A 24,237-nucleotide genomic window follows, 5' to 3' on the forward strand; every position below is an offset into this window, starting at 1 on the left:
GATACCGTCCGTCGTCGGTCCGACGCCACCAGCGGCGCACCGGAGCCCCTCGACACGTGTGCAGCCGCATGGCGCGGTCATGGTTCGATAGAATGGACGATGCCCTGGGCCGAGCCCACGGGCGGATACGACGAGCGGAGAAATATGTCCGGGCATTCCAAGTGGGCCACCACGAAGCACAAGAAGGCCATCATCGACTCCAGGCGCGCCAAGTCCTGGGCCAAGCTCATCAAGAACATCGAGGTCGCCGCCAAGCTCGGTGGAGCCGACCTGCAGGGCAATCCGACCCTCTTCGACGCCGTCCAGAAGGCGAAGAAGACTTCGGTCCCCAAGGACAACATCGACCGCGCGGTGAAGCGCGGAGCGGGCATCGGCGGCGAAGCGGTCGAGTACACCTCGATCATGTACGAGGGCTACGGGCCGAACGGCGTCGCCATGATGATCGAGTGTCTGACCGACAACAAGAACCGCGCGGCGGCCGAGGTGCGCACGGCGCTCAGCCGCAACGGCGGCACTCTCGCCGACCCCGGCAGCGTCGCGTACAACTTCAGCCGCAAGGGCGTCATCGTCGTCGGCTCCGAGGGGACGACCGAGGACGACGTCATGATGGCCGCTCTCGAGGCAGGAGCCGAAGAGATCGAGCCGCACGCCGAGGGCTTCGAGATCATCACCGAGGCGACCGACCTCGTCACCGTGCGCAGCGCGCTCCAGGAGGCCGGCATCGACTACGAGTCGGCCGATGTGGAGTTCGTGCCGAACCTCAAGGTCGAGATCGACGCAGACACCGCGCGCAAGATCTTCCGCCTCATCGATGCGCTCGAAGACAGCGAGGATGTGCAGAACGTCTTCACGAACTTCGATCTCACTGCCGACGTGCAGGCCGAGCTCGAGAACGACGACGCGTAGGCGCGCCGACGGCTCGCCCCTCGGTACGACGCTTAGCCTGGGGGAGTGACCTCCTCCTCGCTTCGCGTGCTCGGCATCGACCCGGGTCTCACCCGATGCGGCGTCGGCGTGGTCGATGTGGACCGCGCTCGTCGGGGCACGCTCGTGCACGTCGGAGTGATCCGCTCTGCGCCTGACCTCCCGATCGGCGAAAGACTCGCGCTGGTCGCCGCCGGCATCCGCGAGGTGATCGAGACGCATCGCCCCGACGCGGTCGCGGTCGAGCGGGTGTTCGCACAGCAGAACACCCACACCGTGATGGGAACGGCGCAGGCGAGCGGCGTGGCGCTGCTGCTCGCCGCCGAGGCCGGCATTCCTGCGGCGACGCACACTCCGAGCGAGGTGAAGGCGGCTGTGACGGGCTACGGCTCTGCCGACAAGCGTCAGGTCCAGGCGATGATCGCTCGGATCCTCCGCCTCGACGCTCCTCCGCAACCGCCCGATGCCGCGGACGCGCTGGCGATCGCGCTCTGTCACGCCTGGCGACGAGGAGCGGCCGGGGCGCCCGGGCAGGAGTCGTTGACGCCCGCCCAGAAGGCATGGGCTGACGCGGAGCGTGTCGCTCGAACATATCTACGATCGGGTGCGTAGGCTGGTCGGATGATCTCCTCGCTGCACGGCGCTGTTCTCCACTCGACCGCCGATCAGGTCATCATCGACGTCGGCGGCGTCGGATTCTCGGTCGCGGTTCCCGCCGACGTGGCACACACCGCTACCGTCGGCGAGAAGCTGCTGCTGCACACGAGCCTCATCGTCCGCGAAGACTCCCTGTCGCTGTTCGGCTTCGCCGATCGCAGCGAGCTGGAGATCTTCGGCCTGCTGATCAGCGTCACCGGAGTCGGACCGAAGTCCGCGCTGGGCGTGCTCTCGCACCTCACCGTCGACCAGATCGCGGAGGCCGTGACCGGCGAGGACGACGCGCCGTTCCGGCGTGTCTCCGGGATCGGACCGAAGACGGCCAAGCTCATCGTCCTGCAGCTCGCGGGCAAGGTGCATCCTGTGAGCGCCGGGTCGAAGCCGACGAAGTCCGGTCCGGTCGATGTCGTCGACCAGGTGACCGCCGCTCTCGTGGGCCTCGGGTGGTCCGAGAAGGTGGCCGCCGAAGCGGCCGCTCAGACCGCCGCCGAGGCCTCTGAGGCAGAGCGATCCGACGTGGCGCCGCTCCTGCGCCGCACCCTGGCTCTCCTGGGGCCGGCGCGTGTCTGACGTCCGCGACGCCGCCGAGCCGTCGGACGACACCGAGCTCGCGATCGAGGGCGCGCTGCGCCCTACGAGCCTGGGCGAGTTCGTCGGCCAGCAGAAGGTGCGCGGGCAGCTGCAGCTCCTGCTCGATGCCGCGCGCATCCAGAACCGTCCGCCCGACCACATCCTGCTCGCGGGCCCTCCAGGACTCGGCAAGACCACGCTGGCGATGATCGTCGCGCATGAGAGCGAGCGCCCGCTGCGGCTCTCGAGCGGACCGGCGATCCAGCATGCGGGCGACCTCGCCGCTCTACTCTCCAGCCTCGTACCCGGTGAGGTGCTGTTCATCGACGAGATCCACCGGATGGCGCGCTCGGCGGAGGAGATGCTGTACCTCGCGATGGAGGACTTCCGCATCGACATCATGGTCGGAAAGGGGGCGGGCGCGACGAGCATCCCTCTGGATCTGGCCCCGTTCACGCTCGTGGGCGCGACCACCCGCTCAGGGCTCCTCCCGAACCCGCTGCGCGATCGCTTCGGGTTCACCGGCCATCTCGAGTTCTACGACGAGCCCGAGCTCGAACGGGTGATCGCTCGCTCGGCTCTCATGCTGCGTGTCGATCTGCCCCACGATTCGCTCTCGGAGATCGCGCGCCGGTCGCGCGGCACGCCCCGAATCGCGAACCGCCTTCTCCGCCGGGTGCGCGACTACGCGCTCGTCCACGGAGGCGGAGAGGCGTCGCTGCACGGAGTTCGGGCAGCGCTCGAGCTCTACGACGTCGACCCCATCGGTCTCGATCGCCTCGACCGGGCTGTCCTCGAGGCTCTCGTGCGCCGCTTCCGCGGCGGTCCCGTCGGCCTCAGCACACTCGCGGTCGCGGTCGGCGAAGAGGCCGAGACCGTCGAGAGCGTCGTCGAGCCCTACCTCGTGCGCATCGGATTCCTCGGCCGGACACCACGCGGCCGAGTGGCGATGCCGGAGGCCTACAGCCACCTCGGCATCGCACACCCCGATGGGGCACTTCGTCTTGATGACCTATAATCACTGAAGACTTCCCCCGATAGAACTGCGCGCCCGTTTTCTGGTGCGCGCACCTGAGAAAGGCCCTTCGCCACCATGCCCATGGAAATCCTCCTCTTCGGCCTTCTCGCCGTGCTCGTCGTCTTCATGTTCGTCAACGGACGCAAGCGCCAGAAGCAGATGAAGGCAGAGCAGGAGGAGAAGGCCACCAAGACCGTTCCCGGTGTCAAGGTGCTTCTGCAGGGCGGCATCTACGGCACGATCGTGGCCTACGACCACGATGACCTCGATTCGCCCGCGCTCGTCGAGATCGCGCCCGGCACGGTCATCGAGGTGCACAGCCAGGCGATCCTGCGCATCGTGGAGCCCAAGGACGCTCTCATCGAAGACGCTGACGACTCGGTCGTCGTGATCGACGAGGCTCCGATCGTCGACGACGCTCCGGCCATCGAGACCACCGAAGAGACCCGTCGTCGTCTCGAGCGCGACGCCGACGACAAGTAGCCTCCGCGCTGCACCACCTCGGCACTCCGGCATCTTAGAAAGCTGATCACACGTGGCCACTTCTTCCCCGGTCCGTCATGCCTGGCGGGTCCTCATGGGCCTGCTCCTGGTGACGGGCGTCCTCTTCGGCATCAACGCCCTCGGCGTCCACGTGTTCGAGAAGAGCTCCTGGACCCCTGAGCTCGCGCTCGACCTTCAGGGCGGCACGCAGATCGTGCTGAGCGCGGAGACCGAGGATGGAGCTGCGCCCTCGCCGGAGCAGCTCGACCAGGCCGCGTCGATCATCCGTCAGCGCGTCGACGCGTCGGGCGTGGCCGAGGCCGACATCACCACCGAGGGCGGCCGCAACATCGTGGTCCAGATCCCTGGTGTGGCCGACGAGCAGACCCGCGCCCGCATCCAGTCCAGCGCGCAGCTGGAGTTCCGCCCCGTGCTCGCCACGACCGCGGGGACGAACACCTTCGTGGGTGAGGACGGCAACGAGACTGCCTACCCGGCGCCGGACGACTCGGTGAACGACACCCCGACCGCCGAGCCGACGGATGCGAGCGACCTGTCATGGGTCACTGAGAAGCTCGCAGCCGAGTTCCAGGCGTACGACTGCGCCAACCCCGACAACGATCCGTCGAATGCGCCCAAGGATCAGCCGCTCATCGCGTGCGATCCCTCCGGTCAGGCGAAGTACCTGCTCGGCCCGACGGAGCTCACCGGTGATGCGATCACGGACGCCACCGCCGGCCGCGATCCGCAGTCCGGTGCGTGGAACGTGCAGCTCACGATGAACGGCGACGGCGCCGAGGCGTTCGGCGAGGTCAGCACCCGACTGAACCAGAACCGCCTGGCGGAGCTCTCGCCGCGTGACCAGTTCGCCTTCGTGCTCGACGGTTCGGTGATCAGCGCACCGCGGATGAACGGCCAGATCCTCGACGGTCGCCCCAGCATCTCGGGCGACTTCGATCAGGAGTCCGCGACCGCTCTGGCAGACCAGCTCAAGTTCGGCGCGCTGCCGCTGAGCTTCGAGGTGCAGAGCGACGATACGATCTCTGCGACGCTGGGAACCCAGCAGCTCCAGATCGGTCTCATCGCCGGACTCATCGGTCTCGCACTCGTCGCGATCTACTCGCTGATCGTGTACCGGGCACTCGGAACGGTGATCATCGCCTCGATCGCGGTGATGGCGGTGCTCACCTACGTCATCATCTGCATCCTCGCGTGGCGACTCGGCTTCCGTCTGTCGCTCGCCGGCGTCGCAGGTCTCATCGTCTCGATCGGCTTCACCGCAGACTCGTTCATCGTCTACTTCGAGCGAATCCGAGACGAGCTGCGCGACGGGAAGTCGATCACCTCGGCGGTCGAAGACGGCTGGGGCAGAGCCAAGCGGACGATCTACATCTCGAAGTCGATCAACATCCTCGCCGCGGTCGTGCTCTACATCCTCGCCGACTCCACAGTGAAGGGCTTCGCCTTCACACTGGGTCTGACGACCCTCATCGACGTGTTCATCTTCGTGATCTTCACCCACCCGGTGATGCAGCTCCTCGCCCGCACGAAGTTCTTCGGCGGCGGTCACAAGCTCTCGGGCCTCGACCCGGACTCGCTCGGCGCGGTGTACCGCAGCCGATCGCAGTTCCGCGCTGTATCCGCCGCCTCCTCGGGGCGCGGCGCGAAGAACGCCAGGGCCAAGGGCGAAGCCGAGCGCCGTCAGACCATCGCAGAGCGCAAGCGCGCCGAAGCACTAGCCGGTGACAGATCCAGCCGCACCGGAAGCGAGGGGGACGCCTGATGGCTTCCATGAACGAGTTCGGAAACAACCTCTACACGGGAAAGACATCGTTCCCGTTCGTCGCGAAGCGCCGCCTCTGGTTCATCATCGCGATCGTGCTGGTCGTCGGTTCGGCTCTGGTGCCCCTCTTCCGCCCGATCCAGTTCTCCATCGAGTTCACCGGCGGGTCGCAGTTCACCGTGCAGGCACCGGACAGTCTCGAGCAGGAGACCGCGACGACAGCAGTGCAGTCCGTCGTGCCGGGAGCGGCGACCAAGGTCGTCGTCGTCGGCGGCAAGGACATCCGCGTCCAGACCGATCAGATGAGCGCGGCTGAGACGCAGCAGGTCGCCAACGCCCTCGCAGACGCCTACGGCATCGACCCCGAGAGCGTCACCTCGTCGTTCATCGGACCGGCGTGGGGAGAGAACGTCACCAAGCAGTCCCTCTGGGGGCTCGCGATCTTCCTGGCACTGACCTTCCTGATCCTCGCGATCTACTTCCGCACGTGGAAGATGTCTGCGGCCGCGATCATCGGACTGCTCGACGTGCTCGTCATCACGGTCGGCGTCTACGCCCTCGCCGGCTTCGAGATCTCGCCCGCCGCCGTCATCGGATTCCTCACGATCCTCGCGTACTCGCTGTACGACACGACGGTGGTGTTCGACAAGATCAGGGAGAACACGACGGAGGACGGCGAGAACTCGTCTCGGACGTTCGGCGAATCGGTCAACCTCGCGGTGAACCAGACGCTCATCCGATCGATCAATACGTCGGTCGTCGCGGCACTGCCCGTGGGAGCCGTGCTCTTCATCGGCGCCTTCTGGCTCGGCGCCGAGTCGCTCACCGACATCTCGCTCTCGATCTTCGTCGGCATCCTGGTCGCGACGTACTCGACGCTGTTCGTCGCCGCGCCGCTGTACTCGCTGTTCCGTGAGAACGAGCCGCAGATCGCGGCGCGCGACGCGAAGATCCGCGAGGCTCGAAGCCTCGCCACCGCAGAGGCCTGATAGTCCCCGCTCTGCGGGGCCGCACCCCGCAGAGCACGCGTAAGCTGTTGTGATTCGGAGGTGAGCGGATGGCGGAACCGCAGACGGCGTCGCAGGGATCCAGCCTGAGACGACTGGTTCCCCGCATCTTCTCCCGCGCGCCCAGGGTCAACGACCTCGACAACCTCATCCGCACGGTGCGGGCGAACCATCCGAAGGGCGACCTCGCGGTCATCGAGCGCGCCTACACGGTCGCCAAGGACAAGCATGCCGGGCAGCAGCGTCAGAGCGGCGAGCCGTACATCACGCACCCGCTCGCGGTCGCGCAGATCCTCGCCGAGATGGGCCTCGGACCTCGTGCGATCGCGGCGGCACTGCTGCACGACACCGTCGAGGACACGGGCTACGCCCTCACCGACCTCACGGCCGAGTTCGGCGACGAGGTCGCGATGCTCGTCGATGGCGTCACCAAACTCGACAAGGTCAAGTACGGCGAGAGCGCGCAGGCTGAGACCGTCCGCAAGATGATCGTCGCGATGTCGAAGGACATCCGCGTCCTGCTCATCAAGCTCGCCGACCGGCTGCACAACGCACGCACCTGGGGCTTCGTGCCGCCTGAGAAGGCCGCGAAGAAGGCGAAGGAGACTCTCGAGATCTACGCGCCGCTGGCCAACCGCCTCGGTATCCAGGCGATCAAGTCGGAGCTCGAAGACCTCTCGTTCGCCGTCCTCCACCCGAAGATCTACAACGAGATCCACAACCTCATCGCCCAGCGCACCCCGCAGCGGGAGAAGTACCTCGCTCAGGTCGTCGAGGAGATCGACGAGGATCTGCGCGATCTCCGCATCCGCGGCAAGGTCGTCGGACGCCCGAAGCAGCTGTACTCGGTCTATCAGAAGATGGTCGTGCGAGGTCGTGAGTTCGACGACATCTACGACCTCATCGGCATCCGGGTGCTCGTCGCCTCCGTGCGCGACTGCTATGCCGTCCTCGGCGCGATCCACGCGCGATGGACACCCCTTCCCGGCCGCTTCAAGGACTACATCGCGACCCCGAAGTTCAACCTGTACCAGTCGCTGCACACCACGGTGATCGGTCCGTCCGGACGCACGGTCGAGATCCAGATCCGCACGCACGAGATGCACCAGCAGGCCGAGTACGGTGTCGCGGCGCACTGGATGTACAAAGAGCGCATGAACGGCGGCAAGGCCGAGGTGCGCGCATCGGACAGCGACATGGCCTGGCTGGCGCACATCTCCGACTGGCAGGCGGAGACCGCTGACCCGGGGGAGTTCCTCGATTCTCTCCGCTTCGAGATCGGCGCCAAAGAGGTCTACGTCTTCACACCCAAGGGGCGTGTGGTCGGACTCCCCGCCGGCGCGACACCCGTCGACTTCGCCTACGCCGTGCACACCGAGATCGGGCACCGCACCATGGGCTCGAAGGTCAACGGACGTCTCGTGCCTCTGGAGTCGGAGCTGAAGAGCGGCGATGTGGTCGAGGTCTTCACGTCGAAGAACCCCGATGCCGGCCCCAGCCAGGACTGGCTCGGCTTCGTCAAGAGCACCCGTGCACGCAACAAGATCCGCGGCTGGTTCACGAAGGAGCGGCGCGAGGAGGCCATCGAGCAGGGCAAGGAGGCAATCGCGCGCGCGATGCGTCGCCAGAACATGCCGCTGCAGCGCCTGATGAGTCAGGACTCGTTCGCCGAGGTGGCTCACCAGCTCCGTTACGAAGACGTCTCGGCGCTGTACGCCGCCGTGGGCGAGGGGCATGTGTCGACGCAGTCGGTGCTCGAGAAGGTCACGGCCCTGGTCGCGGCGACCGACCCTGCCACGGGCCCCATCGATCTCCCCGGCAGCATGCCCTCTCGCGAGCCTCGCTCGGGCGACTCGGGCGTTCTCGTGCGTGGTGCATCCGACATCCTGGTCAAGGTCGCGAAATGCTGCACCCCGGTGCCCGGCGATGCGATCGTCGGATTCGTCACGCGCGGCAGCGGCGTATCGGTGCACCGCACCGACTGCCCGAACGTCAAGGCACTCGAGAGCGAGGAAGACCGATTCGTCGAGGTGTCTTGGGCGCCGACGACGAAGAGCGTGTTCCGAGTGCAGATCCAGGTCGAGGCTCTCGACCGGTCTGGTCTTCTCTCCGACGTCACCCGGGTGCTGAGCGAGCACCACGTCAACATCCTGTCGGCGACGGTCAGCACCACGGACGAACGTCTCGCGATCAGCCGCTTCGTGTTCGAGATGGGCGACGCCGTGCACCTCGACCGCGTGCTGAACGCCGTGCGTCGCATCGACGCGGTGTACGACGTCTACCGCGTCACCTCGTCCTGACGAGCAGTCGTTCGAGCGCACCGCGTCCGGCCAGCTTCCCCGGCACGCGGATCATGGTGTCGAGTTCGCTGAGCGCAATCCGCACGAGCCCCGGTTCGGCGTGGGCGAGGAGAAGCATCCATCGCCGCAGCGACTCGTCGCGATGCAGTCCGAGGGCGAGGTCGACCATCGTGCGCTCAGGGCTCATCACCGGAACTCCGCCGAGCAGCACGACGTCCGTTCGAGCAAGCGCGGTGTCGTGCAGGATCACCCGAGGAGGCAGCGCAGGGCGGATGCGGTGGCTGACCGCGCGCCTGACGTGGTGGCGCGCGGGTGGCGTGTCGCCGGCCCCATGAATCCATGCTGCGGACGGCCCGGAGGCCGCAGTGTGGACGGGGACGAGAGTCGCGATCGCAGCCGCTCGCGCACTCGGGGTCTCGATCAGATCAGCGGGGATGTACCCCTCGCCGAGATCGACCAGGTGCCCGTCGATCCTCGCCGCGCTGAGTTCGGGGATCGTGAGGCGAACGCCGGGCAGGTACAGGAAAGCGGGATGCATCACGCCAGTCTGGCGCGGTGCATCCCGCGTTCCGAGTCGATCCGGGGATCTGTGGAGAAGGTCAGCCGCCCAGGGCGTTGAGCCAGGTGCGTCGCGCTTCGAGAGCATCGGCGGCAGCCTTGGCCGCCTTCTTGTCTCCCGACTTCTCCGCGGCGGCGAGCTCGGCCTCGAGCTTCTCGATCGCCTCGAGGAGCTGCGAGCTCATGTCGTTGGCGCGTGCCTTGGTCTCGGGGTTGTTCTTCTTCCAGTCGACCTCTTCACGAGCCTTGAGCGCCTGCTCGATCACGCGAAGTCGATCATCGAGAGCGCGCTCCTTGTCGCGGGGGAAGATCCGACCGATCTCATCCCACTGGCGCTGGATGCCGGTGAGCAGTGCACGCGCACGCTTGATGTTCGGTTCATCGGCCACGGCCTTAGCCTCTTCGAGCAGTGCCTGACGAGCCTCGATCTTCGGGGCGGAGTCAGCCTCTTCGGCAGCGGACTGCTCGGCACGCGCCGAGTACAGTGCGTCGCCGGCCGCCTTGAACCGCGCCCAGAGGGCGTCGTCGGCCTTGCGTCCGGCACGGCCCGCGGCCTTCCACTCGTCCAGAAGGGTGCGGTACGCCGGGATGCCGTCGACACCGCGGGGTGCGAGGGCCTCGGCACGTTCGACCAGACGGGTCTTCGCGTCGCGGGCGCTCTTGTGCGTGTCGTCGAGCTCGGAATAGAAGGCACGGCGTGCCTTGTCGACGGTTCCACGCGCGTCGCGGAACCGCTTCCAGAGCTGCTGAGAGACGCCCTTCGACAGGCGCGGACCGTTCTGCTGCTGTGCCTGCCAGGCGTCGAAGAGCTCGCCGAGCTCAGCGGTGACCTGCTTCCACTGCACCTTCGACAGATCGCGGGCGGCGATCTCCTCGGCGCGCTCGACGAGGGCGGTGCGCTCCGCGATGGCCTTGTCGACCAGTTCCTTCGCCTGCTGCGCCTCCTGAGCAGTCGCCTCGGACAGCGACGAGGTCAAGGCGTTCAGGCGTTCGCGGAGTCCGGCGAGGTCGCCGACGGCGGCCGCATCCGTCGCCTCGGCGAGGAGGTGCCCTGCCTGCTTGACGAGGTCGGCGGCGGAGGCGCCACCTGCCTGGTGACGCTGTTCGAGCGTGTGCACCTTGAAAGCGATGTCCTCGTATTTGCGCACGAAGTAGGCGAGAGCTTCGTCCGGGGTGCCGTCAGGGTACTGGCCGACGACGCGCCACTCCTCGCCCTCGCGAACCTCGACGGTGCCGTCGTCTGCGACACGACCCCACTTCGCGGCATCGGACGACGCGGTGACGGCTGCGGCAGCTGCTCCCGTCGGGGCGACGGCTGCGGGCGTCGGCACCTTCCGCGGCAGGGGCGCGGCAGGGGGAGCGGGAACGGGGGGAGTCGGCTTCGACGGCTCTGTGGCAGACACGGTGATTCTCCTTGCGCGGTAGGGCCCGCGGGAGGCGGAAAGGACGAGCTTCAGCCTAGTACGAGAGCGAGGTTGCAATGTGGTGCTCGGATCTCACAATGGCCGTTACCGATCTGTGAGCGAATCGTTCGACGCACGAAACACCATGCGTCACATCTGGGAAACACCAGGCTCCTATCGTCGCCATCACGACGTCCCCCGGCGATTGGAGCAGCATGAGCGAGGTCTTCCTCACCCCCAAGGAGATCGTCGTCGTCGGTGCGGGTATGGTCGCGCACCGTTTCGTCGAGAGTCTGATCAGTCGAGCTGAGACACCCCTGCATGTGACGGTGATCGGCGACGAGGCGCGCAGGCCGTACGACCGGGTCGGTCTCACCGGGTTCTTCTCGGGATCGACGCCGGAGGATCTGGAGCTCGATCCTTCGGTCTTCGACGACTTCCGCGTGCGGTTCCTCCCCGATGACAGGGTGCTGCGGATCGACCGCGCGGCACGCACCGTCACGACGAGGTCGCGCACGAGCATCCCCTACGACACGCTGGTGCTCGCCACGGGCTCGTACGCCGCCAAGGTCGCGGTCGACGGCGCCGACCTGCCCGGCTGCTTCGTCTACCGGACCCTCGACGATGTGCAGGGCCTCAAGGACTTCGTCACGCAGCGGAGCGGAATGCTCGGCCGTCCGCTCCGCGGCGCGGTCATCGGCGGAGGTCTGCTCGGCCTCGAGGCCGCCGGCGCGCTGCAGGGGATGGATGTGGAGGCGACCGTCGTGCAGTACTCGGATCGCCTGATGTCGGCGCAGCTCGACTCAGCGGGTGGAGGGATGCTCAAGCGACTGCTCGAAGCGCGCGGGATCTCGGTGCGCACCCAGTCGCGCACGACGCGTCTCGACCCCGACACCTCGGGTGCGGTCACCGCGCTCGAGTTCCAGGACGGCTCAGTCGAAAGAGCCGACGTCGTCGTCTTCACGGTGGGCGTGCGGCCGCGCGACGAACTCGCACGCAACGCGGAGATGCTCGTGGATCCGCGGGGCGGGATCATCATCGACGACCGGTGCGCGACCTCCGACCCGCACATTCTGGCGATCGGCGAAGTCGCCAGCTTCGAAGGCCGGTGCGTCGGCCTCGTGGCACCCGGCTACGCGATGGCGGAGGTCGCCGCCACCCGGCTCCTCGGCGGCGACGCGGCGTTCCCCGGATACGACGACTCCTCCAAGCTCAAGCTCTCGGGCGTCGACGTGGCGAGCTTCGGTGATGCGATGGCGACCACGCCGAACGCTCTCGATGTCGTCTATGCCGATCCTGTGGCAGGGGTCTACAAGAAGCTCGTGCTGTCGGACGACGCGCAGACGCTGCTCGGTGGGATCCTCGTCGGCGACGCGGCCGCCTACGGCGCCCTGCGGCCGCTGGTGGGCGCAAAGCTCGGAGCAGACCCTGCCGCATATCTCCTGCCGGAAGGAGGCAATGAGGCCCCCGGCGGAGAGCTGCCTGACGAGGCCGTCGTCTGCTCGTGCTCCAATGTGACGGCGGGGCGCATCCGCCAGGCGGTGCACGACGAGGGCTGCACCGATGCCGCCGCGGTCAAGGGATGCACGAAAGCCGGCGCCACCTGTGGTTCGTGCGTCCTGATGGTGAAGAAGGTCGTCGGCCAGGAGCTGACGAAGCTCGGTCAGACCGTGTCTCACGCCCTGTGCGAGCACTTCGATCTCTCACGCCGACAGCTGTTCGACGCGGTGCGCGTCGCGCAGCTCACGACCTTCAGTGCGATCGTCGACCGGTTCGGACGAGGGCGTGGGTGCGACATCTGCAAGCCGGCGATCGCCAGCATCCTGTCGGTCCTCGTCGGAGCCCACGTGCTCGACGGGGAGAACGCCACGCTGCAGGACACGAACGATCACGTGATGGCGAACATGCAGAAGGACGGCACCTACTCGGTCGTGCCGAGAATGGCCGGCGGCGAGGTCACCCCGGAGGGCCTGATCGCGATCGGCCAGATCGCGAAGGACTTCGCGCTGTACACGAAGATCACAGGCGGTCAGCGCATCGACATGTTCGGGGCGCGGCTCGAGCAGCTGCCGGTGATCTGGCAGCGTCTGGTGGACGCCGGCTTCGAATCGGGACAGGCATACGGCAAGTCCCTGCGCACGGTGAAGTCGTGCGTCGGCTCGACCTGGTGCCGGTACGGAGTGCTGGACGCCGTCGGGATGGCGGTGAAGCTGGAGCTCCGCTATCGAGGGCTTCGCGCGCCTCACAAGCTCAAGCTCGGGGTGTCCGGATGCGCTCGTGAGTGCGCGGAGGCGCGGGGCAAGGACGTCGGAGTGATCGCCACCGAGACCGGGTGGAACATGTACGTCGGCGGAAACGGCGGGTTCACTCCGCGGCACGCCCAGCTGCTGGCCTCCGATCTCGACGACGAAGGACTGATCACGGCCATCGATCGGTTCTTCATGTACTACATCCGTACGGCCGATCGTCTGCAGCGCACGGCTCCGTGGTGCGAGGATCTCGAAGGAGGTCTCGACGGCCTCCGGAGCGTGATCTTCGACGACAGTCTCGGTATCTGCGCCGACCTCGATGAGGCGATGGCGCAGCACGTCGATCGCTACGAGGACGAGTGGGCGGCGACCCTCGCCGACCCCACCAAACTCGAACGGTTCCGGTCGTTCGTGAATGCCGCGGATACCCCGGATCCGTCGCTCGCCTACGTCTCGGAACGCGGTCAGATCCGTCCGGCCACCGCGGAAGAGCGACGCACCGGCGGGGTCCTGATCGCCGGCACCGCTCTCGAGGTGCGTCGATGAGCATCGCGATCGACCCCTTCACGCACGTGCGGGTGTGCGCGATCGGCGACCTCGAGGTCGAGCGGGGGCGCGCGGCCCTCATCGACGGACAGCAGGTGGCGCTGTTCCTCCTTCCGGACGGGACGGTGCACGGTGTCGACAACCTCGACCCGTTCACCGGCGCGCACGTCATCTCGCGCGGGATCGTCGGCAGCCGGGGAGACGCCCCCACCGTCGCTTCTCCGCTGCACAAGCAGGTCTTCGATCTCCGTACCGGCGAGTGCATCGAGACCCACGGCAAGCCGCCGGCAGCGCTGCGGGTGTGGCCGGTCGCGATAGACGACGGCGACGTCTACGTCGGGACGCCGGAGAGCACGGACTCATGAGGCGAGCACGAGTGGGCAGGGTCGACCTGATCGGCGGAGGGCCGGGTCCCGCCGATCTCATGACGGTGCGCGCGTACCGGCTGCTCATGGCGGCCGATGTCGTGATCGCCGATCGCCTCGGGCCGTTCGAGGAGCTCAGGAACGAGCTTCCGCCGCACGTCGAGATCATCGACGTCGGCAAACGACCGGGCCATCATCCTGTACCGCAGCACGAGATCGACGCGCTGCTGGTGGATCGAGCTCTCGCCGGGCAGCGCGTGGTGCGTCTCAAAGGCGGCGACCCGTTCGTGCTCGGACGGGGCGGAGAGGAGGTTCTCGCGTGCGAGGCCGCCGGAGTGCCGGTCAGCGTGACGCCGGGCGTCAGCAGCGCGATCTCCGTGCCCCAGGCCGCGGGGATCCCGGTGACCCACCGCGGCGTCGCGTCCGGTGTGCACATCGTCAACGGTCACGGCGAGCTCACCGCGAGTTCGCTCGCATCCATGGCAGATCCGTCTGTCACCACCGTGATCCTGATGGGGGTGGCATCCTTGCCGCGGCTGGCCGCATCGGCCGTCTCGCACGGGGTGTCCGGCGACACCCCCGTGGCGATCGTCGAGAACGGGCACACCGAGAGGCAGCGGACGATTCGCAGCACCCTCGCGCGCGCGGCGGAGGATGCGGCGTCGGCCCAGCTGGTGAACCCGGCCGTCATCGTGATCGGTGAAGTCGCTCGGGCGGGGCTCCTGCTGCCGACGCCGGCGATGATCGCGGAGAGCATCACATGACGACCGCGCGGGCACTGGACTCGGCGCTTGCCGGTTGCACGATCATCGTCGCGGCCGACCGCCGTTCGATCGACCTGGCGACCGCTCTCGAACGTCGGGGAGCGGTCGTCCATCGAGCGCCCGCATTGAGCATCGTCACCAACTCCGATGACGCCGAACTGCTCGCCCGCACCGAGCGGGTCATCGGCTCTCCGCCGGACATCGTGATCGTGACCACCGGGGTGGGGTTCCGCGGGTGGATGGACGCGGCGCACGAGCACGGACTCGACGGGCAGCTCGACGCGGCGCTGCAGGGCGCCCACTTCGTCGCCCGAGGTCCGAAGGCGCACGGTGCGATCCAGCAGGCCGGTTTCACCGCCGACTGGGTCGCCGAGTCCGAGACGTCTGCCGAGGTGGGCGAATACCTCCTCGCCTCCGGCGTGGCGGGCAAGCGGATCCTCGTGCAGCATCACGGTGCCGGAGCGGACGGACTCGACGAGCTGCTGGCGGATGCCGGAGCCGACGTGCTGAGCATCACGGTGTACCGCTGGGGTCCTCCTCCGGATCCTGACGTGGTGCGACGTTCGGCGCTCCAAGCCGCAGGCGGAGAAGCCGACGCCGTGCTGTTCACCTCGGCGCCGGGAGCGGCATCGTGGATCGCGTTCGCCGAGGAGTCGGGCGCCCTGGAGAGCATCAGAAGGCGCGCCGAGTCGGGACGCCTCCTGCTGGCGTGCGTGGGGCCGATCACCGCGGCACCCCTGCGGACCGCGAACCTCCGCACCACGATCGCCGACCGAGGGCGACTCGGATCGCTCGCCCGAACGGTCATCGCGCACTTCGGAGGAGGGAGGGCGCCGTCGCTGCCGACCGACGCGGGCCTCGTCGAGGTCCGCAGCGGCGGAGTCCTCGTGGACGGCGCGTTCATCCCGCTCTCGCGCTCGGCGGCGGCGCTGATAGAAGCGCTGGCCTCGGCAGGTGGCCGTGTGCTCTCGCGGGCCGAGCTCGGCGGGGTGCTTCCGGGCGCCGAGCGCAACGGACACGCGGTCGAGGTCGCCGTGGCTCGGCTGCGGGAGGCACTCGGGGGCAATGAACTCGTGCACACCGTCGTGAAGAGAGGCTACCGCCTCGCCGTCACCGAGTACTGAGGGCCGCGGCAGGAGCTGACGGATCAGCAGATGTCGCAGTTCGTGCGCTGCAGACGAGGGCGAACCGCGGGTTCACTCGGCCGGAGCGTCTGAGGGGGCGGGTTCGGGGCTCGCGGGTTCGGTCGGCAAGGGCGCGTCGGTCGGCTCGACGGTCGGCGTGGGGGAGGGCGCTGGCGGGTTCACCTGAGCGTGCACGACCTGACTCACGACGGCGCCGGCGACGATCAGCGCGCCGACGACGACGGCGATCACGTTGTCGCGGGCGCGACGGCGGATCTGCCCCTCGTGCCAGGTCTTGCGGGCGGTGTGCAGGCGCGCGCGCTCCGCCTCGGTGCGCGACTGCTGCGTGCTCTTCCCGCGTCCGGCCATTGCGTGCTCCCTTACTGGACGTGAATGTGCAACGTCGCCTGAGAGCCTACCGTCGAGATCGCGCCGGCCTCTCCCGCCCGAAGTGTCGGCGCCCCGCGTTAGCCTGGACGAATGACCTCCGCAGCCGCACTGCTCTCCGGGCAGACCCCTCTCGCCGTGCGCATGCGCCCTGTGTCTCTCGACGAGGTCGCCGGTCAGAAGCACCTGCTGCGTGCCGGTTCCCCGATCGTCGCCCTGGCCGACCCTGCCGCCACCTCGCCGGGCGCCGTGTCGATCATCCTGTGGGGGCCGCCGGGCACGGGCAAGACGACCCTCGCGCAGGCGATCGCGCGGTCGTCCGGTCGCAGGTTCGTCGAGCTCTCGGCGATCACCGCCGGCGTGAAGGACGTGCGTGAGGTCATGCAGGAGGCGATCACCCAGCGCGACCTGTACGGCCAGACCACGATCCTGTTCCTCGACGAGATCCACCGATTCACCAAGGCGCAGCAGGACGCGCTGCTGCCCGGGGTCGAGAACGGCTGGGTCCTGCTGATCGCCGCGACCACCGAGAATCCCTCTTTCTCGGTGATCTCGCCGTTGATGTCGAGGTCGCTGCTCCTCACCCTGCAGCCGCTGACGGACGACGACATCGGGCTGCTCGTCGATCGGGCGGTGATCGATGCGCGCGGACTCAACGGTGCGGTCACTCTGGCCGATGACGCGCGCGCTGCCCTCATCCGACTGGCTTCCGGCGACGCGCGTCGCGCGCTCACCGGGCTCGAGGCGGCGGCAGCCGTCGCTCTGTCCAAGGGCGAGGAAGGCGCGGTGCCCGCCGCGACCGCCGATGACGTGGCTCAGGCCGTCGACAAGGCGCTGCTGCGATACGACCGCCAGGGCGACGAGCACTACGACGTCATCAGCGCGTTCATCAAGTCGATCCGCGGATCAGATCCCGACGCCGCACTGCACTACCTCGCCAGGATGATCGAAGCGGGGGAGGACCCCCGCTTCATCGCGCGGCGTCTCGTGATCTCCGCATCTGAAGACGTCGGACTCGCCGACCCCCAGGCGCTCTCTATCGCGGTCGCCGCTGCCGATGCGGTCGCCTTCATCGGCATGCCGGAGGGGCGTATTCCGCTCGCTGAAGCGACCGTCTACCTCGCCACGACCGCCAAGTCGAACGCGGCGTATGTGGGGATCGACCAGGCGATCGCCGACATCCGATCCGGAGGCTTCGGGCGGGTGCCGCTGCATCTGCGAGATGCGCACTATCCGGGTGCCAAGCGGCTCGGCCACGGTCGGGGATACGTCTACCCGCACGACAGCGAGTTCGGCATCCTTCCGCAGCAGTATCTGCCTGACGAGCTGCGGGGAAAACGCTATTACGAGCCCAAGAACCTCGGTGCCGAACGCGACATCTCGGCGCGCCCGGAGCGCATCCGTCGCATCCTCGACGGCCGCTGACGCGAATCTGTTAGACTGGATCGGCTCGAAACCAAGTTTTCGGGCATCTCCTCGTTCACACACCACCTTGCTGGCGCCCCGGCGTGCGCTCCAAGGAAGAACGCGGACGATACGTCCGTGAGTCGTGAAAGACGCGACCACGTCATCGGAAGGATAACTTCGTGACCACGAAGTCCCAGGACCGCCGCAAGGTGCGTCTGAGCCGTGCACTCGGCATCCCGCTCACCCCGAAGGCCGCCCGCTACCTCGAGAAGCGTCCCTACGCTCCGGGTGAGCACGGCCGCACCAAGCGCAAGGCTGACAGCGACTACGCCGTCCGTCTGCGTGAGAAGCAGCGTCTGCGCGAGCAGTACGGCATCCGCGAGAAGCAGATGCGCAACACGTTCAACGAGGCTCGCCGTCAGGACGGCCTGACCGGTGAGAACCTGGTCGAGCTGCTCGAGATGCGTCTCGACGCCCTCGTCGTGCGTTCGGGCTTCGCCCGCACCACGGCACAGGCTCGTCAGCTCGTCGTGCACCGTCACATCCTCGTCGACGGTCAGCTCGTCGACCGCCCGTCCTTCCGCGTGAAGCCGGGTCAGCTCATCCACGTCAAGGCCAAGAGCGAGGGCACCGAGCCCTTCCAGGTCGCAGCAGCCGGCGGTCACGCCGAGGTCCTGCCTCCCGTTCCCGGCTACCTCGAGGTCGAGCTCGACAAGCTCCAGGCTCGCCTGGTTCGTCGCCCGAAGCGCGCCGAGGTCCCCGTGACCTGTGAAGTGCAGCTCGTCGTCGAGTACTACGCAGCTCGCTGAGTTCAGCTTTTCCGCAGAAGGCGTCGGGGTCACCCGACGCCTTCTGTCGTTTCCGCATACGATGGAAGCACCGCGCCCACGCGGGCCAGAGGCAAGGATGGCGACATGAAGAACGTGCAGTGGTTCCTGATCGGTGTGATCGGCGGCTTCATCGCGGCGCATCTCATGAACAACGACCCGCGCGGTCATGAAATCCTCGCCGAGGTCGACGCCCGCTTCAACGAGTTCACCGGGATCGTCGGCGATGCCTTCCGCGAGGAGCAGGCTCGTCTCACCGACCCCGCTGACGACTGACCGTCACGGCACCCTCGCCGCGACCTCTCGTCAGTCGGCACGCCCTTCCACACCCTGTACGCAAGGACACCTGGCACCCCTATGAAAACTGCGGAGATCGCGGAACGGTATCTCGACTTCTTCGAGAAGCACGACCACCTCATCGTCCCTTCGGCCTCTCTGGTCAGCGACGATCCGTCGCTGCTGTTCACGGTCGCCGGGATGGTGCCGATGATCCCGTACCTCACCGGAGTCGTGCCCGCACCGCATCCGCGAATCGCCGACCTGCAGAAATGCATCCGCACCAATGACATCGAAGAGGTCGGCAAGACCGCGCGTCACGGCACCTTCTTCCAGATGATGGGCAACTGGTCGTTCGGCGACTACTTCAAAGAGGGCGCGATCCGCTACGCGTGGGAGCTGCTGACGAGCTCCGAGGCCGACGGCGGGCTCGGGTTCGACGAGAAGGACCTCTGGGTCACCGTGTACGAGACGGACGACGAGGCCGAGGCCATCTGGCGCGACATCATCGGCCTCAAGCCCGAGCGCATCCAGCGTCTGGGACGCGCCGACAACTACTGGAACACCGGTCAGCCCGGCCCCGGTGGACCCGACAGCGAGATCTTCTTCGACCGCGGTCCCGCGTACGGCAAGGACGGCGGCCCGGCGGCCGACGACTCGAGGTTCCTGGAGATCTGGAACCTCGTGTTCATGCAGGACTTCATCGAGAACATCCGTGGCAAGACCGAGTTCGACATCGTGGGGGAACTGCCCCAGAAGAACATCGACACGGGCATGGGGCTCGAGCGCGTCGCCTTCCTCAAGCAGGGCGTCGAGAACATGTACGAGACCGATCAGGTGCGCCCGGTGCTCGACCGCGCGGTCGAGCTCTCAGGCCGCCGCTACGGTGCGGTGCACGAAGACGATGTGCGCTTCCGAGTGGTGGCTGATCATGTGCGCTCGTCGCTCATGCTGCTGTCGGACGGCGTCCGCCCGTCCAACGAAGGACGCGGCTACATCCTCCGACGCCTCATGCGGCGCACGGTCCGCTCCATGCGACTGCTCGGCGTCGACGAGCCGGTCTTCCCCGAGCTCTTCGCCACCTCGCGAGACGCGATGAAGTCCGCCTACCCGGTGCTCGAGAAGGAGTGGGCGACCCTCTCCGCTTCGGCCATCGCCGAGGAGGAGACCTTCCGGCGCACGCTGGCATCGGGGTCCACGATCCTCGACCTCGCGCTCGACGAGACCAAGAAGAGCGGCGGAGCGTCGCTGAGCGGCTCCGAGGCCTTCCTGCTGCACGACACGTACGGGTTCCCGATCGATCTCACGCTCGAGGTCGCGGAGGAAGCGGGTCTCGCGGTCGACCGCGAGGCGTTCGACACGCTGATGCAGGAGCAGCGCTCACGCGCCAAGGCCGATGCACGCAATCGCAAGCGTCAGCTCGCGGACGTCTCGGTGTACCGCGATCTCCGTGCGCTGGGCGAGACGGGCTTCGACGGATACTCCGAGCTCGAGGTCGATTCGCGCATCCTCGGTATCCTCGTCGACGGTCACACGGTTCGCAGCGCGGCCGAGGGACAGATCGCCGAGGTCGTGCTTGCCGAGACCACGCTGTACGCCGAGTCCGGGGGCCAGGTCGCCGACAAGGGGGTGATCGTCGGACCCGGGTTCGAACTCGAGGTGCTCGATGTGCAGCGCCCGGTGCCCGGACTCATCAGTCACACCGTCGAGGTCACTCGTGGTGTCGTCGCCGTCGACGATGCGGCCACTACCGTCGTCGACGCGGCGAATCGCCGCGCTGCACGCCAGGCTCATTCGGCGACTCACCTCGTGCACGCGGCGCTCCGCGACACTCTGGGGCCGACCGCCACGCAGGCCGGTTCGCTCAACCGCGCCGGGTACATGCGATTCGACTTCTCCTGGTCTCAGGCGCTCTCGGCAGACACGCGCACCGAGATCGAGGAGATCACGAACCGCGCCGTCAACGACGCTCTCGAGGTCACCACCCGCATCGTCACGCTCGACGAGGCGAAGGAAGCCGGAGCCATGGCTCTCTTCGGCGAGAGGTACGGCGATGTCGTGCGCATGGTCGACATCGGAGGTCCCTGGTCGCGCGAGTTGTGCGCGGGCACCCACGTCAGCACGAGCGCGGAGATCGGTCTCGTCAGCGTCGTCGGCGAATCGTCCGTCGGCGCGTCGAACCGCCGTATCGAAGCGCTGGTCGGTCAGGACGCCTTCCGGGAGCTCGCGGCGGAGCGGGCGCTGGTGTCGCAGCTGACGACCTCGCTCAAGACACCTCGCGACCAGCTGGCCGAGCGCATCGCCGATCTTTCTGCGAGCCTCAAGGCGGCCGAGAAGCGCATCGCGCAGTTCGAGTCCAAGGAGCGCGCAGGTCGTGTTCCCGCCATCGCCGATGCGGCGAGCCGCGTCGGCGCGTTCCGGGTCGCTGCGCAGTCGCTCGGCGAGGTGGCTTCGGCCGACGACGTGCGCGAGCTCGTCCTCGGTGTCCGGGACCGCCTCGGTTCCGACGCTGCGGTCGTGGCCCTCGGTGCCTCGGTCAACGGTCGCCCTGTGGTGGTCGTCGCGACGAACGATGCCGCTCGCGCAGCCGGAGCGAAGGCCGGAGCACTCGCGAAGCGCGCCGCTTCGGTGCTCGGAGGAGGCGGCGGTGGTCGTGACGACGTCGCTCAGGGCGGAGGCACGGATGTGGCCGCCTTGTCGGCCGCGCTCGAGGCCGTGTCGCAGGAGCTGCAGTCAGCGTGAGCGGTTTCCGCCGCGGCGTGCGGATCGGTGTCGACGTCGGACGGGCACGCGTCGGGGTCGCTCGTTGCGATCCGGACGGCATGCTCGCGGTGCCTGTCGAGACGGTTCAGCGGAACGAACAGGCGATCGACCGGATCGCCGCGATCGCCGAGGACTTCGACGTGCTCGAGTTCGTGGTCGGGCTTCCGGTGAACCTCATGGGTGCGGACACTGCGTCGACGACGGACTCCCGGGAGTTCGCCGCTGCTCTGCATGCTCGCACCGGCACGCCCGTCAGGCTGGTCGATGAGCGACTGAGCACCGTCACGGCACACGCCGCGTTGCGTTCTTCGGGCAGATCACAGAAGAACTCTCGTAGCATTGTGGATCAGATCGCCGCGGTGGTCCTGCTGCAGCAGGCGATCGACACGGAGAAGAGCACCGGAAACCCGACCGGTGCCACGATTCCGCTCGACGAGGAGTCCCCCCGATAATGCCCGAACGTGAGAGTGCTTCGCCTCAGCACGATCCGGACGCCCGCCTGGGTGACCTGTTCGAGAACCTTCCCGACCCGTCGCAGCGGATACCGACGGTCGACAACACGCCACCCGCACCCGGGTCTCGGAGAGCCGCGCGCGAAGCCGCGGCCGCACAGCCGTCCGCTGCTCCTGCAGGCACGTCTCCGGATACCTCGACAGGTGAGGACGTGTCGACCCGCGCGATGCCGACGGCCGCGACCCGCGACGCGGCCGACGCTCGCTCGGCCGCGTCGTCCATGCCGTCGGAGGATGCGGCTGCTCCCGCCGACGGAGCCTCCGATCTCACCTCTGACGGGCCCGCCGGCGACGTGCCGCCCGCCCGGGCCGGGGATGGCTCCGCAGCTGGCGGCCGGCTCGAGGACCTCTTCCACGGACATCCGGAGGACCACACCGGAAACCGACCGCCGGCGAAGAAGAAGCGACGCACCGGATGCCTCGTCGCCCTCGTGATCGTCCTCGCCGTCATCGGCGGCATCGTCGGCGCAGGCGTCTGGGCGTGGAACGCGTACGGCGACAAGATCAGCGATGCCCTCGGCTGGGGCGATCCCAAGGACTGGGAGCCGGGGATGGCCACCGGTGAGGTGCTCGTCACGATCCATGAGGGCGACACGGGCTCACCGGTGTCGACCGCACTGTACGAGGCCGGCGTCACACGCACGGAGGACGTCTTCTACGACTATCTCGTCACCGAGAACGTCGCGGTGACCTTCTACCCGGGAATCTATTCCCTGAAGGAGAAGATGACGGCCGAAGCGGCGCTCGAGGCGCTCCAGAACCCCGAGAACAAGCGCGAGAACTCTGCAAGCGTCGGTGAGGGTGCAACCATCGAATCTTCGCTGCCTGACATGGCCGAATCTCTGGGGATGCCCGTCGAGGAGCTCCAGGCGGCGGTCGATGCGGATCCTGCGACTTACGGTGTCAGCGCGCAGAGCCTCGAGGGGTGGCTCTTCCCGGCCGTCTACACGTTCGATCCGGAGGTGACCGCCACCCAGGTCGTCCAGCGCATGGTCGATCGCACGAAGGAAGCGCTCACGGAAGCCGCTGTGCCTGCGGAGGACGCGCAGCGCGTCCTGACCATCGCATCGATCATCCAGCGTGAAGGCCTCACCGCAGATTTCCCGAAGGTGTCTCGCGTGATCGAGAACCGTCTCGACATCGACATGAAGCTGCAGATGGACTCGACTGCGCAGTACGGATACGGCTCGCTCCACGAGGGTGTCGTCTCGAGTTCCGCCGAGGCCCTCGAGGACGACAACCCGTGGAACACCTACGTGCACACGGGCCTGCCGGTCACGCCGATCGCCAGCCCGAGCTACGCGGCGATCGACGCGGCGATGCATCCCGCAGACGGTCCATGGCTCTACTTCGTCACGACGAACCTCGCCACCGGAGAGACCCAGTTCTCGGTCACCTACGAGGAGCACCTGCAGGGAGTCGAGAAGTGGGAGCAGTGGTGCCAGGAGAACCCCGACGGGGGATGCTCGGCCGGATGACCCAGCGGCGCCTCGCGGTGTGGGGAGACCCGATCGCGCACTCCAAGTCCCCTCGACTGCATGCTGCGGCATACGAGGCGCTCGGACTCGACTGGGAGTACACGCGTCTCCAGGTCGATCAGGCCTCGTTCAGCGGCGCTCTGGGCGCTCTGGACGATTCATGGCGCGGGCTGTCGCTCACGATGCCCCTCAAGGAGCAGGCGCATCGAGCAGCGCGAACACACGATCGCTACGCGGACCTCACCGGCGCGGTGAACACACTGCTGTTGACGGACGGCATCCGCGGTTTCAACACCGACGTCGGCGGCATCGTGGACGCTCTGGGCGAGCATGCGCTCCTCGGCATCGGGAGCGTGCGCATCCTCGGGGCCGGCGCCACAGCCGCATCCGCCCTGGTCGCGTGCGTCGAAGGAGGATCCCGCTCCATCGAGGTGCGCGCACGCCGACCTGAGCGTGCAGCCGAGCTCGTGGCTATCGGTCGACGGCTCGGGGTCGAGGTCTCGTCGTCCCCGTTCGACGCAGATGCGGTCGACGTCGGTCTCACCGTTGCGACGCTTCCCGGGGGAACGGCCCTCGACGACGCGACCTCCGCACGCTTGAGTGCGAGCGGGGGAGTGCTGTTCGATGTCGCCTACTCGCCCTGGCCCTCGGCGCTCGCCTCCACCTGGAGAGACGGACGCGCCGTCTCCGGCGAGGGGATGCTGCTGCGTCAGGCCGTGCGTCAGGTCCGGATCTTCCTGCACGGCGACCAGAGCGTTCCGCTGCCGTCCGAAGACGCCGTGGTCGCCGCGATGAGGGCCGCTCTGCAGTGAACGGTCGTCACGCGGCACGATCCG

General features: G+C 67.7%; 22 protein-coding genes. 19 read left to right on the forward strand and 3 right to left on the reverse strand.

The window, feature by feature from the left end:
- The first annotated feature begins 144 nt into the window (after nucleotides 1-144).
- The 8 genes from ACIP5T_RS02240 (at nucleotide 145) to ACIP5T_RS02275 (ending at nucleotide 8,742) form a co-directional block, all read left to right on the forward strand.
- Nucleotides 145-906, forward strand: coding sequence for a YebC/PmpR family DNA-binding transcriptional regulator (locus ACIP5T_RS02240; protein ID WP_056510015.1), 762 nt, complete (start codon nucleotides 145-147; stop codon nucleotides 904-906).
- A 45-nt stretch (nucleotides 907-951) separates the two neighbouring features.
- Nucleotides 952-1,536, forward strand: coding sequence for a crossover junction endodeoxyribonuclease RuvC (gene ruvC / locus ACIP5T_RS02245; RefSeq protein WP_400860239.1), 585 nt, complete (start codon nucleotides 952-954; stop codon nucleotides 1,534-1,536).
- A gap of 9 nt (nucleotides 1,537-1,545) precedes the next feature.
- The gene (ruvA, locus tag ACIP5T_RS02250; RefSeq protein WP_400860241.1) at nucleotides 1,546-2,151 is read left to right on the forward strand and encodes a Holliday junction branch migration protein RuvA; all 606 of its coding nucleotides are present in this window, start codon (nucleotides 1,546-1,548) and stop codon (nucleotides 2,149-2,151) included.
- On the forward strand, nucleotides 2,144-3,169 hold the full coding sequence (ruvB, locus tag ACIP5T_RS02255) for a Holliday junction branch migration DNA helicase RuvB (protein WP_400860243.1): 1,026 nt from the start codon (nucleotides 2,144-2,146) through the stop codon (nucleotides 3,167-3,169). Before ruvA ends, ruvB begins: the two co-directional genes overlap by 8 nt.
- Before the next feature lie 81 nt (nucleotides 3,170-3,250).
- Nucleotides 3,251-3,652, forward strand: a complete 402-nt coding sequence (yajC, locus tag ACIP5T_RS02260; RefSeq protein WP_400860245.1) for a preprotein translocase subunit YajC — start codon at nucleotides 3,251-3,253, stop codon at nucleotides 3,650-3,652.
- Nucleotides 3,653-3,704: 52 nt separating this feature from the next.
- Nucleotides 3,705-5,435, forward strand: coding sequence for a protein translocase subunit SecD (gene secD / locus ACIP5T_RS02265; protein ID WP_400860247.1), 1,731 nt, complete (start codon nucleotides 3,705-3,707; stop codon nucleotides 5,433-5,435).
- Nucleotides 5,435-6,424 carry a protein translocase subunit SecF gene (gene secF / locus ACIP5T_RS02270; RefSeq protein ID WP_400860249.1) on the forward strand — a complete coding sequence of 330 codons (990 nt, stop codon included), beginning with the start codon at nucleotides 5,435-5,437 and terminating at the stop codon, nucleotides 6,422-6,424. The genes secD and secF overlap by 1 nt, the downstream gene beginning before the upstream one ends.
- Before the next feature lie 68 nt (nucleotides 6,425-6,492).
- Nucleotides 6,493-8,742 carry a RelA/SpoT family protein gene (locus ACIP5T_RS02275; RefSeq protein ID WP_400860251.1) on the forward strand — a complete coding sequence of 750 codons (2,250 nt, stop codon included), beginning with the start codon at nucleotides 6,493-6,495 and terminating at the stop codon, nucleotides 8,740-8,742.
- On the opposite strand, the gene ACIP5T_RS02280 is transcribed toward ACIP5T_RS02275, so the two are convergent.
- Both ACIP5T_RS02280 and ACIP5T_RS02285 read right to left on the reverse strand, forming a co-directional pair.
- Nucleotides 8,729-9,280 (reverse strand): type IV toxin-antitoxin system AbiEi family antitoxin, encoded by a 552-nt coding sequence (locus ACIP5T_RS02280; RefSeq protein WP_400860253.1) that lies wholly within the window; start codon nucleotides 9,278-9,280, stop codon nucleotides 8,729-8,731. The genes ACIP5T_RS02275 and ACIP5T_RS02280 overlap by 14 nt on opposite strands.
- Nucleotides 9,281-9,341: 61 nt before the next feature.
- Nucleotides 9,342-10,703: a DUF349 domain-containing protein gene (locus tag ACIP5T_RS02285; protein ID WP_400860255.1), complete on the reverse strand. Its 1,362-nt coding sequence runs from the start codon at nucleotides 10,701-10,703 to the stop codon at nucleotides 9,342-9,344.
- A 215-nt stretch (nucleotides 10,704-10,918) separates the two neighbouring features.
- Between ACIP5T_RS02285 and nirB the strand changes: the two genes are divergently transcribed.
- The 4 genes from nirB to ACIP5T_RS02305 are packed head-to-tail and all read left to right on the forward strand — an operon-like array spanning nucleotide 10,919 to nucleotide 15,751.
- Entirely contained in the window at nucleotides 10,919-13,498 is a 2,580-nt protein-coding gene (nirB, locus tag ACIP5T_RS02290) for a nitrite reductase large subunit NirB (protein WP_400860256.1), read from the forward strand.
- Nucleotides 13,495-13,863 (forward strand): nitrite reductase small subunit NirD, encoded by a 369-nt coding sequence (nirD, locus tag ACIP5T_RS02295; RefSeq protein ID WP_400860258.1) that lies wholly within the window; start codon nucleotides 13,495-13,497, stop codon nucleotides 13,861-13,863. Before nirB ends, nirD begins: the two co-directional genes overlap by 4 nt.
- On the forward strand, nucleotides 13,860-14,627 hold the full coding sequence (gene cobA / locus ACIP5T_RS02300; RefSeq protein WP_400860260.1) for a uroporphyrinogen-III C-methyltransferase: 768 nt from the start codon (nucleotides 13,860-13,862) through the stop codon (nucleotides 14,625-14,627). Before nirD ends, cobA begins: the two co-directional genes overlap by 4 nt.
- A complete protein-coding gene (locus ACIP5T_RS02305) occupies nucleotides 14,624-15,751 on the forward strand; it encodes a uroporphyrinogen-III synthase (protein WP_400860262.1) in 1,128 nt (375 codons plus the stop codon). Before cobA ends, ACIP5T_RS02305 begins: the two co-directional genes overlap by 4 nt.
- 72 nt (nucleotides 15,752-15,823) lie before the next feature.
- Here the strand turns inward: ACIP5T_RS02305 and ACIP5T_RS02310 are convergent, their stop codons facing one another.
- Nucleotides 15,824-16,120, reverse strand: coding sequence for a hypothetical protein (locus ACIP5T_RS02310; RefSeq protein ID WP_400860264.1), 297 nt, complete (start codon nucleotides 16,118-16,120; stop codon nucleotides 15,824-15,826).
- Nucleotides 16,121-16,231: 111 nt separating this feature from the next.
- Between ACIP5T_RS02310 and ACIP5T_RS02315 the strand changes: the two genes are divergently transcribed.
- The 7 genes from ACIP5T_RS02315 (at nucleotide 16,232) to ACIP5T_RS02345 (ending at nucleotide 24,213) form a co-directional block, all read left to right on the forward strand.
- A complete protein-coding gene (locus tag ACIP5T_RS02315; RefSeq protein ID WP_400860265.1) occupies nucleotides 16,232-17,563 on the forward strand; it encodes a replication-associated recombination protein A in 1,332 nt (443 codons plus the stop codon).
- Nucleotides 17,564-17,724: 161 nt separating this feature from the next.
- On the forward strand, nucleotides 17,725-18,354 hold the full coding sequence (rpsD, locus tag ACIP5T_RS02320) for a 30S ribosomal protein S4 (protein ID WP_052677824.1): 630 nt from the start codon (nucleotides 17,725-17,727) through the stop codon (nucleotides 18,352-18,354).
- Between the two features lie 105 nt (nucleotides 18,355-18,459).
- Entirely contained in the window at nucleotides 18,460-18,648 is a 189-nt protein-coding gene (locus ACIP5T_RS02325; RefSeq protein WP_400785398.1) for a hypothetical protein, read from the forward strand.
- An 81-nt stretch (nucleotides 18,649-18,729) separates the two neighbouring features.
- Nucleotides 18,730-21,390, forward strand: a complete 2,661-nt coding sequence (gene alaS / locus ACIP5T_RS02330; RefSeq protein ID WP_400860267.1) for an alanine--tRNA ligase — start codon at nucleotides 18,730-18,732, stop codon at nucleotides 21,388-21,390.
- A complete protein-coding gene (ruvX, locus tag ACIP5T_RS02335; RefSeq protein ID WP_400860270.1) occupies nucleotides 21,387-21,863 on the forward strand; it encodes a Holliday junction resolvase RuvX in 477 nt (158 codons plus the stop codon). The genes alaS and ruvX overlap by 4 nt, the downstream gene beginning before the upstream one ends.
- Nucleotides 21,863-23,401 (forward strand): endolytic transglycosylase MltG, encoded by a 1,539-nt coding sequence (gene mltG / locus ACIP5T_RS02340; protein WP_400860271.1) that lies wholly within the window; start codon nucleotides 21,863-21,865, stop codon nucleotides 23,399-23,401. The genes ruvX and mltG overlap by 1 nt, the downstream gene beginning before the upstream one ends.
- Nucleotides 23,398-24,213, forward strand: a complete 816-nt coding sequence (locus tag ACIP5T_RS02345; protein ID WP_400860273.1) for a shikimate dehydrogenase — start codon at nucleotides 23,398-23,400, stop codon at nucleotides 24,211-24,213. The genes mltG and ACIP5T_RS02345 overlap by 4 nt, the downstream gene beginning before the upstream one ends.
- Nucleotides 24,214-24,237 lie beyond the last annotated feature (24 nt).

The organism is Microbacterium sp. NPDC088619, assembly GCF_044752825.1.
Classification (GTDB): Bacteria; Actinomycetota; Actinomycetes; order Actinomycetales; family Microbacteriaceae; genus Microbacterium.

Coding starts and splice junctions, on each gene's coding strand:
- ACIP5T_RS02240 (WP_056510015.1), top strand. CDS start 145: ATGTCCGGGCATTCCAAGTGGGCCACCACGAAGCACAAGAAGGCCATC.
- ruvA (WP_400860241.1), top strand. CDS start 1,546: ATGATCTCCTCGCTGCACGGCGCTGTTCTCCACTCGACCGCCGATCAG.
- yajC (WP_400860245.1), top strand. CDS start 3,251: ATGGAAATCCTCCTCTTCGGCCTTCTCGCCGTGCTCGTCGTCTTCATG.
- secF (WP_400860249.1), top strand. CDS start 5,435: ATGGCTTCCATGAACGAGTTCGGAAACAACCTCTACACGGGAAAGACA.
- ACIP5T_RS02275 (WP_400860251.1), top strand. CDS start 6,493: ATGGCGGAACCGCAGACGGCGTCGCAGGGATCCAGCCTGAGACGACTG.
- ACIP5T_RS02280 (WP_400860253.1), bottom strand. CDS start 9,280: ATGCATCCCGCTTTCCTGTACCTGCCCGGCGTTCGCCTCACGATCCCC.
- nirB (WP_400860256.1), top strand. CDS start 10,919: ATGAGCGAGGTCTTCCTCACCCCCAAGGAGATCGTCGTCGTCGGTGCG.
- nirD (WP_400860258.1), top strand. CDS start 13,495: ATGAGCATCGCGATCGACCCCTTCACGCACGTGCGGGTGTGCGCGATC.
- cobA (WP_400860260.1), top strand. CDS start 13,860: ATGAGGCGAGCACGAGTGGGCAGGGTCGACCTGATCGGCGGAGGGCCG.
- ACIP5T_RS02305 (WP_400860262.1), top strand. CDS start 14,624: ATGACGACCGCGCGGGCACTGGACTCGGCGCTTGCCGGTTGCACGATC.
- ACIP5T_RS02310 (WP_400860264.1), bottom strand. CDS start 16,120: ATGGCCGGACGCGGGAAGAGCACGCAGCAGTCGCGCACCGAGGCGGAG.
- ACIP5T_RS02315 (WP_400860265.1), top strand. CDS start 16,232: ATGACCTCCGCAGCCGCACTGCTCTCCGGGCAGACCCCTCTCGCCGTG.
- ACIP5T_RS02325 (WP_400785398.1), top strand. CDS start 18,460: ATGAAGAACGTGCAGTGGTTCCTGATCGGTGTGATCGGCGGCTTCATC.
- alaS (WP_400860267.1), top strand. CDS start 18,730: ATGAAAACTGCGGAGATCGCGGAACGGTATCTCGACTTCTTCGAGAAG.
- mltG (WP_400860271.1), top strand. CDS start 21,863: ATGCCCGAACGTGAGAGTGCTTCGCCTCAGCACGATCCGGACGCCCGC.
- ACIP5T_RS02345 (WP_400860273.1), top strand. CDS start 23,398: ATGACCCAGCGGCGCCTCGCGGTGTGGGGAGACCCGATCGCGCACTCC.